This window comes from Thalassobacillus devorans, assembly GCF_011761345.1.
Lineage (GTDB): Bacteria > Bacillota > Bacilli > Bacillales > Halobacillaceae > Thalassobacillus > Thalassobacillus devorans.
In genome coordinates this window covers 555286-568371 of the sequence record NZ_JAASRY010000001.1, presented here as the reverse complement: position 1 = coordinate 568371, position 13086 = coordinate 555286, and the positions used below count along the sequence as shown (strand labels likewise).

General features: G+C 46.1%; 11 protein-coding genes. 1 reads left to right on the top strand and 10 read right to left on the bottom strand.

Annotation, left to right across the window (positions count from 1 at the left end):
- Nucleotides 1–363: 363 nt before the first annotated feature.
- From FHS45_RS02765 to rraA, 3 genes are all read right to left on the bottom strand, one after another.
- Nucleotides 364–1560: an amidohydrolase gene (locus tag FHS45_RS02765; protein WP_062445127.1), complete on the bottom strand. Its 1197-nt coding sequence runs from the start codon at nt 1558–1560 to the stop codon at nt 364–366.
- A 237-nt stretch (nt 1561–1797) separates the two neighbouring features.
- Entirely contained in the window at nt 1798–2169 is a 372-nt protein-coding gene (locus tag FHS45_RS02760; RefSeq protein ID WP_062445125.1) for an iron chaperone, read from the bottom strand.
- Nucleotides 2170–2180: 11 nt separating this feature from the next.
- Nucleotides 2181–2657 carry a ribonuclease E activity regulator RraA gene (gene rraA / locus FHS45_RS02755; protein WP_481924047.1) on the bottom strand — a complete coding sequence of 159 codons (477 nt, stop codon included), beginning with the start codon at nt 2655–2657 and terminating at the stop codon, nt 2181–2183.
- 126 nt (nt 2658–2783) lie between these two features.
- Between rraA and FHS45_RS02750 the strand changes: the two genes are divergently transcribed.
- Nucleotides 2784–3050 carry a hypothetical protein gene (locus tag FHS45_RS02750; protein ID WP_062445122.1) on the top strand — a complete coding sequence of 89 codons (267 nt, stop codon included), beginning with the start codon at nt 2784–2786 and terminating at the stop codon, nt 3048–3050.
- A 153-nt stretch (nt 3051–3203) separates the two neighbouring features.
- Here the strand turns inward: FHS45_RS02750 and FHS45_RS02745 are convergent, their stop codons facing one another.
- The 7 genes from FHS45_RS02745 to FHS45_RS02715 all read right to left on the bottom strand — a co-directional run bounded on the left by FHS45_RS02745 (nt 3204) and on the right by FHS45_RS02715 (nt 13072).
- Nucleotides 3204–3986, bottom strand: a complete 783-nt coding sequence (locus FHS45_RS02745; protein ID WP_062445120.1) for an arylamine N-acetyltransferase family protein — start codon at nt 3984–3986, stop codon at nt 3204–3206.
- A 236-nt stretch (nt 3987–4222) separates the two neighbouring features.
- On the bottom strand, nt 4223–5863 hold the full coding sequence (locus FHS45_RS02740) for a DUF2207 domain-containing protein (protein WP_166761349.1): 1641 nt from the start codon (nt 5861–5863) through the stop codon (nt 4223–4225).
- A gap of 170 nt (nt 5864–6033) precedes the next feature.
- A complete protein-coding gene (locus FHS45_RS02735; protein ID WP_443098471.1) occupies nt 6034–6921 on the bottom strand; it encodes a formylglycine-generating enzyme family protein in 888 nt (295 codons plus the stop codon).
- 84 nt (nt 6922–7005) lie between these two features.
- Nucleotides 7006–7800: an endonuclease/exonuclease/phosphatase family protein gene (locus FHS45_RS02730; RefSeq protein ID WP_062445113.1), complete on the bottom strand. Its 795-nt coding sequence runs from the start codon at nt 7798–7800 to the stop codon at nt 7006–7008.
- Between the two features lie 36 nt (nt 7801–7836).
- Nucleotides 7837–9126 (bottom strand): hypothetical protein, encoded by a 1290-nt coding sequence (locus tag FHS45_RS02725; protein WP_062445111.1) that lies wholly within the window; start codon nt 9124–9126, stop codon nt 7837–7839.
- 7 nt (nt 9127–9133) lie between these two features.
- Nucleotides 9134–10606, bottom strand: coding sequence for a sulfatase family protein (locus tag FHS45_RS02720; protein WP_062445110.1), 1473 nt, complete (start codon nt 10604–10606; stop codon nt 9134–9136).
- A 51-nt stretch (nt 10607–10657) separates the two neighbouring features.
- The gene (locus tag FHS45_RS02715) at nt 10658–13072 is read right to left on the bottom strand and encodes a beta-galactosidase (RefSeq protein WP_062447821.1); all 2415 of its coding nucleotides are present in this window, start codon (nt 13070–13072) and stop codon (nt 10658–10660) included.
- Between the last annotated feature and the right edge of the window lie 14 nt (nt 13073–13086).

Genomic DNA, 13086 nt, shown 5'->3' with positions numbered 1-13086 from the left:
ATTAATCAAGTTTAGCCTGGTAAGGTCACATCTTGGATATAAAGCCAAAAAAGGAAGCGGCTGATATTATAAGCTGCTTCCTTTTAGTTTGTGATATGGGATAAACTCGCTGTTTCCTCATTTTTTAGTTTTCAGTACTGACCTGTTTCCGTTACCCGTACAAACGCAAGGAGGTTCGGGAAATTGCGAGACTCCGATGGGAGGATAGTACATGGTGAGATCCCGCAGGGCTTCGGCCCGAGGAATACGCCCACGGAAAGCGGGTAATTTCCCGAACCTCTAAATCATTACTACCGTAACGGAAACAGCTTATCTCGAAACTGAGTTTCAGTAAAAAAGAGCTTTACTGGATAATCAGATAGTTCATTCCTTATGTGAAGCCTCGAGAAACTCGAACACCACAGCACCAACAGATTTAGCCGCGACAAGCAGACAATCTTCATCGATATCAAACTTCGGATGATGATTAAAATACGGTTCCTTCACACCTTTGGGCGTACACCCGATAAAGAAATAGGAGCCAGGAATCTTTTCCAGATAATAAGCAAAATCCTCGGAAGGAGACAGCCTCGGAAATTCCTTGACCTCTTTAATATCCTCATCGTCCATATTTTTTAACGTATCTGCAACAAACACAGTCATGTCAGGATCATTGTATAGCGGAGGATAATCCGGTTCATACGTGAGTTCGCAAATCACTCCAAAGGTCTCTTCAATTCCATTAGCGATTCGCTGTATCTCTTTGCTGATGACATCTCTCGTTTCATTATCGGAATACCGGATATCTCCCTCAATTTCGATGCTATCCTTGATAACATTAAAACTCCCTTTCCCATCAAACGATCCAATCGTTACTACGCCGGTACGAAGCGGGTCCACCCTGCGACTGACAATCGTCTGGGCAGCAGTCACAAAATAAGAGCCGGCAACGATGGCATCATTCGCCTTATGTGGTGAGGAGCCATGGCCACCGCTCGCCTGTATACGTAGTTTGAAGTAGGCCCGGCCGTTAAACGTATAGCCACTGCGGTAGCCGACCGTCCCTGCAGGCGCCATCGGCAGAACATGGACACCGAATATGGCATCGACATCATCCAGATACCCTGCTTCCACTATACTTTTCGCCCCTCCTGGAGGGACTTCTTCCGCATGCTGGTGGATGATTTTTACCGTGCCTTGGATATGTTCTCTCAATTGAATCAGACTATCAGCAAGTACTAACAGATACGCCGTGTGAGCATCATGGCCGCAGGCATGCATGATCCCCTCATGCTTCGATTTGAACGGTACTTCTGCTTCTTCGTTGATCGGCAGCGCATCAAAGTCCGCGCGAAGCGCCACCACTTTACCAGGTTTTCCACCTTTGATCGTGACGATAATGCCATGTCCATTACCTGCTTCTGTCTCGATCTCGACACCCTTATCCTGGTAAAAGTCCTCAATATAGGCCGCTGTATTTTCTTCTTGAAAAGAAAGTTCAGGGTTTTCATGCAAATGACGGCGGATGGCAATCATTTCATCTTCCCGTTCTTCCAACATGTTCATTAACTGTTCCAACATTCAAAAAGACTCCTTTCATTCCAAATACCCTTCCTATGCAGCAACAATCACTACAAGAATTCTTCATCTTTTATTTTATCAAAGCCACATCTGTATCCTGTCCTTATCCTTTAGGTTTACTTCCCTCATAGTAGCTTTGCCTGACTTGAGCCTAATACACCCAATCTAATGTAGCTACCAAAAATAATCCACCTAAGCAAAAACTTAGATGGATTATTTTCACTTTTATAAGCAGTCTTATTTCCGCCAAAAAGCAGAATAATCTTCTTTATCTTTAATATTAAACGCAATCATTTTCTCCAATAAGGAATAATCAATCGGCTGATTCCACGGCATGCGCACTAACTGTTTCGTGTGATCGTAGCCAGCCTGTTTGATTTCCTCTAAAAATTGTTCAATCCCAGCCTGTTCCGGGGCCACGGCCAAGTGTTTTTTGGCTACACTGAAAGCAATAATAAATGTGCCGTGATCCGTAAACATCGGCTGATTCCATTTTACTTCCCGTTTTAACTGCGGGAATTTCTCTGAAACCCACTGCAGCGCTTTCTCCGTCCGGTCACGATGATCCGGGTCATCGATCTTTGCTAAAAACTCCTCAAATTCTTTCACCTCGTACCTCCTCACAGTTCCAGCTTTTCGGATGAAACGATAATACCATCTTCATCGACATACACATAATCACCTGGATTCCATTCGGTATTCCCAAATTCTAAGGCGATATCCGTCTCGCCCTTGCCTTCTTTCTTACTTTTCAATGGGATTGTCCCTAACGCCATGACTCCAACGTCCGCTTCACATACTTCCAGGCGGTCTCTTATGTATCCATTGACGATAATCCCTGCCAATTCTCGCTCTGCTGCGATTTCTGCAAGGTTGCCTCCCAACAGGGCGCAGTTTTTCGAAGCCATGCCATCAACAACTAGTACGTTTCCAGCCGGAATGGTCTCCAGTGCGTTTCGCACAAGTACATTATCATCCTTCACCCGCACCGTTGAAATCGGGCCAAAAAAGCTTTTCTTTTTACCAAAGCTTGCATAGGTTGGATCGACGATACGAATCTTTTCCGGGTATTGATCACATAAATCGGTTGTTTTCATACTCATTTTTACTGCCTCGCTTTCCGCATTGTTTGTCCCTGTATCTATTTCTATATAAATGTAAAAATTCCTGTTTACATTTTCATTTCTAAACTGGACAAACTAACGTTCTAAAGGAGTGATCGCATGAATTTTTCAGGAGAAATCTTAGCCGGCGAGTTCGACCGGGATAGTGATGCCTTCATTTTGCAGCAGGTGAAACAGCTGTCTACCTCATCTTCCCTTAATAAAGATCAATTCGATGCCATTTACCATTACCTGATAATGAATCAGGACGATACCGGCGGCCAGGTGCTATCCTTGAATGACCAATTACTGGTTCGCTTGAATCAGGAAGAGCTGCAGAATTTCATCGCCGATTTAGACCGGATAAAAAACATTTTTTGGACTTAGGCGGAAAACTTCTCCCCTAACACAAGGAACTTCTTCCCTAACAGCTGGATGTTCTGCCCTAACTCCTGCAACTTCTGACTTAACGAAGGAAGGTTCCGACCTAACGCCATTACCTTCTCACCTATATATGAATGGAGTCAGTATAGGTTTCACTTAAAACTCAATACCAAACTGCTCTTTTGCCAGTGTTCGAAATTCTTCTTTATCTATGTCGCTCTTCTTTTGTTTCCCATCTATCCATTCTGTATAAGAGGAATCGGACAACGTTTTGCTGCCTCGATTTGTAAGCTTGACGGCCAGTGGATTTTTATTGAACGGGGAATTATCGTCCGTTTCAATGATTTCCTGCACTTCATTTAGCTCAGCAACTTCGTTCACCGGACGGGTCGTATCGAAAGTATACCCGATCTGCCAGTCGCTCTGTTTACGATTGACCTTCATTTCCAGCAGATAATTCCCATACTCTGTGGCAGCCTGTTTTACCCGGAACTGCCCATTACCCGAACTAACCGTTTCACCTGTCAGAGGGACAGGGCGAAGCGGTACGTTGCCCCCAAAGCCGGTATCAACCAGCCAGGATACTCCATTTTGTTCAAGGATAATTGCAACATGTGTCCTTCCAAGATGCGTCCAATCTTCCTTCGCTTCCACAAAAACTTCCCCGCGAACCAGTTGGACATCAAAGCCATTTTCGAGCAGGAAAAAGTAAAGTAACGGATTGAGCTCGTAGCATACCCCGCCTTCCTGTTCCTTCAATAACTTACTGACGAGATTTTCTTTTGTCAGGGGGAGGGTCGTACCCTTCAAAATCCGCGCGTTTTCAAAAGGAAAGGTGCATGCCGTTTTCTCAAGCAATTCACCAAGCGAACTCATCGTGAGCGTTTTATCTTCAGCCATGCCGATTCGTTTTCGGAATAAGTCATTACATTCTGTCATGATCGTACCTCCAGTTGGAAGTTTGTGTACGTTCTCTCCCATTATAGGGGTTTCATCCAGCCTATCCCAGCGAAATACCTCCCTAACGAAGCACCATAACGACCTATCTCCAGCCAATACCGCCCTAACGAAACAACATAGCTACCTAACTCCAGCATATACTGCCCTAACGAAAACACATACCACCCCTACTAGAATTCGCATAAAAAGCCCGGCTGTAAAAAGCCGGACTTTTCTTAAAACGCGCCGGAGCCTCCTCCGCCGCCACCAACACCACCACCGGCAGAACCCATTCCGCCAGTTGCCGCTGATACGGACGCGTGCTTATCGGCCCCCTGAAAACTGCTCTGCATCGTGGCAGCCAGCAGCATAAAGATAACCCAATCGTTTCCTGAGCCAGCGAAGGCACCTGAAGGTTGTGAAGTTAAATTTCTTTTTCCCATCCCCACCTGATAAAGCAAGGCTGGTATTTGATCTTCTTCCTCCCATTGCTTCCATCGCTCACCAAGCTTCAATGGCTGAAGTTCCTGCTTGATCCGCTGCCCCTCTATAGTTAAAGGCTGGTACCCAATCGCAAATATCAAGAAGAATGCAAATAACACGAACGCTGCAATCATCCAGCTAAATACACCAAACACCGGAAATACGATCATGAACGGCAATGTCACAAACGCAGCAATCCCAGCCATCCATCGTGGCTTCGTATTTGTTTCATACAATTTATGCTGGCGGAATTCACGCCTGACCGATTCCCGCCAAGCATTAAAATCCTTCCGGTAGCGTTCATGGTTATCTTTTTTTTTTGTATAGACCTCCAAATCGTCCACATGGAATTTACCGTCCTGGCCAATTTCATCAAATAACCAATGGATCAAACGGCTCTCATGATCAAATTCGGTACCCCGATTCACCACTCGGAATTCCTTTTCCGACAGTTTCTCGATATGGCCTTTTCTAACCAGTTCAAGTAACGCCGGCGTCACTGCTTTCGTGGTCACCTGACCATGACTTGAAAACGCAAGCATAGCAGGAAGACTCATAGAAGTCTTCGGAAAACGGCCTGTTCCACTGATTTGCCGCCTCGCTTCCTGTAATGTTTCCTGTCTCTTTTTCCACGCCTGAAAACTAATGACTATAGCAATCAGCAGTAATCCGCCGATAATAAACGGTCCGAAGCGATTCCAGCGCTCCCGCTGCTCCAATTTTGCAGCGACTTGTTCATCCAAAGCTTCTTTGTCTGCCTGGATTGTTTCGAGCATCGCTTTATCACTCGCCAGTGGGGCACCGGGGAAAAGACTGGCATCATAAGCAACCCGGATATCTCCGTTTTCACCGCTCGAAACTTTCCCAAGGGTAAAGGTCACTTCACCTCCCCCGGACACTTGCGCTGTATTGTATGCCTCATCAAATCCATAAGCCGCTTTTACCTCTGTCGGCTCCGGTGGAACAATGGTAATCGTCATATTCTCGTAGTCGGACTCATTGCTTTCATCGAAAAATGGCCAATAAAACTGTGCAACATCCTGGAACACCTCACCCCCATCTTCGATCGTGTAAAAGATATCAATTGTAACAGTCTCATCTTCACCGCTTCGATGAACTTTATAAAGCTCATCCTCCTGCTCCACTTTTAAATCCTTTCCATTTTCAGATGCATGCACATCCATGATCGCTGTATTTTCTTTCGGAATCAGAGTCCTGGTGATTCCATTGAATTCCCCTTCAAAACTATACGTATGTGTTTCTTTCACTTTCACATTTCCGTCCGTAAGCAGCTCAGCAGTAATCACTGTCCGGTCGATTTCATAATCAAGCGCAAACACACTCACCGGAAAGACCATAACAAACAGAAGCATCATCATCATTAACTTTTTCACGTTCGTCCCCCCGCTTTCTATCTATTTCTACGGACCACTAAAGGAAAAAGTTTCAAAAACATCTGTCCCCTATCAATCTTCCGAGGAGGTATTCATACAAAAGAGGCTTCCACACCCAGGAAGCCCCCTTTTTCATTTCTTCTCTTTGTTCTTATCTAATCTCGTCAATGTTAGCTGCTTGTTACACAACGGAAACCGATGTTACCCGTCGAACTATCGATCGTATTAGAGGTACGGGCGGCTACACGGTAACGATTGCAATAGGATTTGTGACAGAGATAGGAACCTCCCCGCATTACTTTCGAGGAGGAAGAATTCGCATGTCCCTTTTTCTGAAAGGAATCCGAGCACCATTCCCAGACATTTCCTGACATCTGGTAGAGACCGTATCCATTCGCAGGAAAAGCTGTCACTGGAGCCGTTCCCAAATACCCATCTTCTTTGGTATTTTCTTTTGGAAAATTCCCCTGCCATATATTACAGTAATGTTCGCCATTTGGAGTCAGCGTATCGCCCCATGGATAGCGTTTTTGTTCCAAACCTCCACGGGCTGCATATTCCCACTCCGCTTCGGTAGGCAGACGCTTCCCTGCCCATTCACAAAATGCTATAGCATCATTCCAGGACACATGGATGACTGGATGATCCATCCTTTCCTGGATATCAGAACCAGGCCCTTCCGGCTGGAACCAGAACGCTCCTTCTGCAGCAAGCCACCATGGAGTATTGGGAACTTGTTGGACCTTATAAGAAAAATCATCAGGGACGAACAGGTAAAAGACAAATGACCAGCCGTATTGTTCCGCTTCTGTTTTATACCCGGTTTCTTCTGTGAATTGCTGGAATTCCGCATTAGTTACGGTATGACTATCCATATAAAACGGATCCACTGTCACTTTTCTTACAGGACCTTCCCCATCCCAAGGAAACCCATCTTCATCTTCCGTTCCCATTAAGAAGTCGCCACCAGGTAACAATACCATTTTATCCCTAAACTTAGCTTCATCCGCGGTAATTCGAGTATTGAGCGTACGTCCCTCCGGCGATGCTACTTCCATTTTGTTCCTGCTCGCTGCACAACAGGACGGTTGATTTTTTGGTTCTTCCCTCATGATTTTCTACTCCTTTCCTGATGCTTTTTCCTAAAAAGACAGGGATGTAATGACCGGGTAATGATCAGAAGGGAACCTGCCGTCATAGGATGTTCTATCAATTTCAGTTTTGATACCCTTGATCTTTTTTGTACAAAAAATATAATCGATCGGTTCCCCTTCCGTACCACCTTCAAACTGATGGAAAGTCCGTCCGGGATTGCCACCCAGCCAGTCATAGGCATTCTGGAATTGACATGTGTTTCCTTTGAGTGACACCTGCCCTTGCAAAAATTGAATCACCTGATTGTCAGGCTTACTATTCAAATCGCCCATCAACACAATTGGTGTTTTCTTTTCTATGTATTGATTATGAAGCCTTTTCCAAATCAAAGCGATGCCGTTTTCCCTCGCCTGCTGGCTCACGTGATCAAGGTGGGTGTTGAAAACAAGGAAATCCTTATGCGGTTCTTCAATAAAACGGAACCTTCCCCAAGTGCAAATCCTTGGAAAGTCACTTTTCCAGCTGACGCTGTCAGGGACATCCGGCTGTTCAGACAGCCAGAACTGTCCGGAATCTACCACTTCCAACTGTCGATTATCATAAAATATCGGACAGAATTCATCGCTCATTCCGCCTCGCCTGCCTTCACCAATCCAACGGTAGTGAAATAAGGCACCCTCCAGGTTATTGATCATCAGCAATAATGCTTCCTGAGCACCGAACACCATCGGTTGATGCTTTCGAATGATCCTGGCTACTTTGTCTACCCTATTGACCCAGGAATTTTCACCATCCTGGGGAAGATCTACCCTTAAGTTAAATGTTACTAGTTTCCTATCCATTTGCACACCCACCTTCCACGTAAACCCTAGGGTTTTTTATTGATTTACATTGCTCCTTAATCGAGATGTGAAAAATGACATTCCTCGTTTGAAAGCGGTGAATCCATATAACATCGAACTCCAATCAATCAATGTAACCTTGGTCGGGTACCAGCGATCGGGCTGATCGAGATGCCACCAGGAATAGCGGTGTAAACCATAACGATAGGCAGCGCGAAGTTTTCTTTCGTCTTCTTTGTCTTCATCATTAGTGTACCCGTCATATGGCAAATGATTTTGATAGAGAGCATATAAATCGTAGATTCCCCCAGGATAGACTGGGAGAAAGCCTCCCACGATATAAGCAGAGGCTATATCTCCTGGTGAGTTGTTTACCTGATCGGCATGGTACCCGCCATGCAACCCATCGTTAGGACCCGCACCATACCCCCATACATAGGAAGGTACGTCGGTCAGCTCTTTCCATTTTAAGCGATCGGCCATGCAAGCGTTGTAGTAAAACTCCCGGTAAACAGCGCTTTCCGCGTAGTTTGGCACAAGATAGAATGGAAATTGATGGACAAAGGATGATAGGAACGAATCTTTTCCATATTCACCGTTGGTATCTGTCAAGACTTGAAAGCCACGAAAATCGACTTGTGGTAAGTCGGTCATTTTCTCTTCGGAGAAGTTATTATGCCACAACCCCCGAATGGCTTCATTACCAGGCTGACCCAACATGGCCAGATGGGCCACTAAAACATATTCGTTATAAGCCGGAAGAGGCAGTGTTCCTTCCCCGTCCTTCACAACCATATTGATCGACCCAGTCTCGATATCAGCGACAACTACACTCCAGTCAATTTCATTCAGAAGCTCATTGGCCAAAGCATCAATTTCTGGTTTTGTGTCCTTAAAGTGCTGGCCGGCAAAAAGCGCGCCGGCAACTAACAAAGAAGTGTCAATAGTCGAAAGTTCAGAATGGAGATTTTCTCCGGTTTCCATATCAACAAAGTGAGCAAAAAAACCGGTTTGCTTATCACGGGCGGGCTGGCAGCCTCCCGTTTTCCCGAGAGCCGTATTTATTGTCACCAAGGCTTTTTCAGCGGCTTTCTCGTCCCAGCCTTCCATATCAGCGACACACAGGCCAATCAAACCTACACCTGTTGCAGCAATTGAACATTTTGACTCCGGGTTGTCTTCCAACGTTCTGTAACTATCTGCATACAGACCCGTCTCAGGATGACGGGATGCATCCAGCAAGCGATAGGAATCTTCATATTGACGATCGAAAAAGTCCTTTACTTGTTCTGGCAACTTTGTATAAAATGCTGTCGTATTCGTCACAAGTCCACTACTCCCTTAATGTATTATAGATCTTCTGAAATTTTTGGTGGCGTTGTTCCAGTCGGTCGGCTGCCTCATTCCGGCCTTCTTTCCGAAGTCTTTCTACATAACCATGATAATTGCCCCTCGTATGGAAAGGTCCTCCTTCTTGGATGACATTCCACATCGGATCGGTCGGTGAATCAGAGCTCGCCATCTGCTCTGCTACCCACTCATCAAGAAGCCGTAATCCTTTTCCTGCTATTTCCGGCTTTTCATCAACTAGATTGGTAGTTTCGTGGGGATCATTTTCAATATCAAACAGCATCAGTTCAGGGAAATCTTTCAACCCATCATGATACGTACGAATCAACATCCAATTATCGAAACGAACACCGCGCTGGCAGCTCCATGCCGCCTGGCTGACGACAAGATAAGGACGTCCTGCTTCTTCCCCTTTTGTAATGGCAGGCAGAAAGCTCGTACCGTCCCATCGATCACGCAGTTCCCCTCCAACCAGTTCTGTTACTGTCGGACCGATATCGATTTGATAATGGAAATCCTCATCGACATGTCCTTCCTTTAAATCTGGTCCTGACATGATCAACGGTATCCGGCTTGTAATATGATCTGCCGTCTGATGGTCGCCATAAACGTTCAACTCACCTTGGTTTTCACCGTGATCGGCAGATATGATGATCATTGTCTCTTCTAGCATCCCCTCTTCTTCCAGGGCATCAAGCAGCAGTCCGATATGATCGTCAACATGTCTGATGGCAGTATCATACCCATCGATCCATTGTTTAAAATCCTCGACAGAAGTAATTTCCTCAGGCAGATTCGGCATCAGGTGATTGGATGGAATTTCCCGGGCACTCATCGGACCAAAGCTTTCCCGGTGCTCAGCAATCATCTCATCGGTGAGCCAATCAGGGGCTGGATCATTTTCAAATGGATTGCCGTATTCCTCCGGCGTTCGGTAAGGTGTATGGGGATCCCAGAAATTCAAATATAAGAACCAGTCTTCTTTATCCGTTCCTCTTCCTTTGATCCACCTCAATGCCTCGGATGATACATCTCCAGCCGTTTCTCCAGCATGCTTGCCTGTATCATGCATTTCGAGGAACCCTTCCAGCACATTCCACTTGGCATGACGGCCAGGGAATGGACTGATCATCGCGGTATGGTGACCTCTGAAACGAAGCTCTTCCACCCACGCCTGATAGGGACTGTGGTGATGGTTGAAGGGACGGTCGATTCCGATCGGCTGGACGTCCGCATTCAGTCCGCCATGGTTGATCGACCCGGTATGGATACCGAATCTTGACTGGAACATGGCATTTCGGGACGGGGCACACGGTGCATCGGAAGCGTAATAATTAGTGAACCGGACTCCTTTTTCTGCGATGCGATCAATATTCGGTGATGTGTTCCGGTGATAGCCATACACTCCTAAGTGGTCGGGGCGGAGTGAGTCAATGTCAATGTAAAGAATTTTCATAGTAATCTTCCTTCCTATTAATTTCTATATTCAACCCGAAAAACTATCCAACTACTGAAACTTCACGACTAATCGATCATCCACTTTCGCATGCTTCTTCGAATAAAGACAAGTCACATCGCCTTCCTGACGTACCGTATAATCATCACTTGCAGCTATTTCACGATCCGTCTTAATGGCGATAACATCTTCAGACTGGGTTAGACGGAACTGGAGTGCATCATCAGCAACTTTCATTATTTCAGCAGTAGAATAACTGATTTCCACATCACCGAAGACCATATCGACAGGAAGCATTACCCCCTCTTTCGCCTGTAACTCCAGCTTGCGTCCATCAAATAACGGGAAGCCTTCTTCATAGACATGCATCTCTTTATCAAAGCCATCTAAATTAAGGAGGTGGATGAACCTTTCGCCTTCTTTTGTAGCAGTCGATGTCATGAATACGCCGTGATACTTACTATCATTCGTCAAGCTCGCCTTAGCACCCAGCTTCTCGATTGCAGTTTTGAAAAAGTCGATATCACAAGTATAAGGGGCTGCAATCACAATCGCCCTCCCCTTTCCTGCTTTGGTATCAAAGCCGCACACCTCATCAGTCCCATAGACACGGAACAATGGCTCGGCATGGTCGGCTATCTCAAATACCTGGGCTTTATGCACACGCAATTCCGCACGATCTTTTGCCCAGCCATCTGCATAAATGGATAAATCATAAGCTGGCCCTGCCTGACGAATCCCAGTCGGCTGTACTTCCAAAGCTTTCGCCAAGAAATCACAAGGGTTTCCTTCCATATCATGGGTAGGAAGTTCCCCGTAGAGGAGCAGACCACCACCATTATTCAAGAAATCAACCAGTTTATCCTGTACATGTGCCGCCATATAACGAGCGGATGGAATCGCAAGTACGGGCGTTTCCAATGCGTCCAATGATTTATTCTGGATATCTACGGAACCATAGCGAAAGCCGGCAAGCAGCATGGCGCGGGCCATGTTTTCCCATGCCGCTGTTGAACGGTTTGCTTCCAGGTTCTGGTGGATGTCCCTCACCTTCACACTATCGGGATAGCACGCTTCCGTCATATAGTAATCCGGTATGAAGGCGAAGGCTACGTCATCACGTTCCTCCTCCATAACAGCAAGCTTATCCGAAACCGCCATAATGGTTTGTATGGAACGGGCCATTCTGGGATACGTGTAGTTCAGTTCGCCTTCAGGGCTGATAGGAGCAGCGAACCCGTGCCGTTCCCCGGTGGAAGCGATCCTGTCATTGCCATCATCCCGTTTTTCACTAAGTCGATAGTTTCTGCCGCCAGTCAACAGATAATAGTTAATCAGACGGTTCCCCTGTGCGATGCACATCCTCGCTTTGAAGTCAGAAGCAGAGGGATCCAAACGCCCACTAAAGTTGTTACCGAAGTTTCCATCCCCGCAGTTGAATTCAACAGAAGTCAACGGCTGGTCCGGGTTATGGACAGCATCCATAAAGCCATTGATCAAGTATAGATCCTGAAAGCTTTCCATATTCAAGTCGCCAAAATAAATATCCGATCCAGACAGGTAACCCGGGGCCTGGGTATAGGATTCATATAATTGGCTGATACCAATCGGATAGGTGAAACCCCGGCCGCCTCCAGTCCCATGGATGTTGACGACAAACGGAACATCTTTGACACCGAACGCTTCTGCATATTCCCTTAATGCAGCTATATAGTTTGCGAAGCGGTTTCGCATATAGTACCCGAGATCGACATGGAGTTCCGCTGCGTATTGCTCTTTCGGTGAACGTATCGCTGTAAAACATGCCTCGGAGTGATCCAGTTGAAACGGATAACGTTCTTGTAAAGTCGCTTCATCGTATCGTTCTTTCAGCCAGCCTGCAAAATTACGGAGGACATGATCGGTCAAATCCGGGCAGTTACTGACCCAGGAAAGCATCCCGACTTCATTATCCAGCTGGATGCCAATAATGTTTCCTCCATTCGGTTGCAGCCTCGGAACTGTGAGTTCCATGACAGCCTGATACCATTTCTTCGTTTCTTTCAAAAAATTCGGCGCCATGTAGTCCAGTGTCTTCGCCAATGTTTTTTTGCCATCCCATGCTATCGGCACAATTTCTGGGTGCTTGTCTATCACCCAGTAAGGGATTCCTTCATTCTTCATCTCTGCCATGATGAATGGCCCTGGTCGCAAGAAAAAGTAAAGGTCATTTTCAGAACATAAATCGATGAACCCTGCTAAATCCAGTTCCGGCCGAGATTTTCCGTACAGGTCAACCTCCCCTTCCACTTCTTCATGAGCAAGCCAGGGGACATAGGAAGCAACAGCATTACAGCCGGCATCCTTCAGCTTATCAATCCGATCCTGCCATTCCGACGGGTTGAGGCGGTAATAATGAATTTCCCCGCACATGATGATTTTCGGCTTTCCATCAATCATTATCTGCTTATTCTTAATCTCAATCACGTTACCTTCTCCCA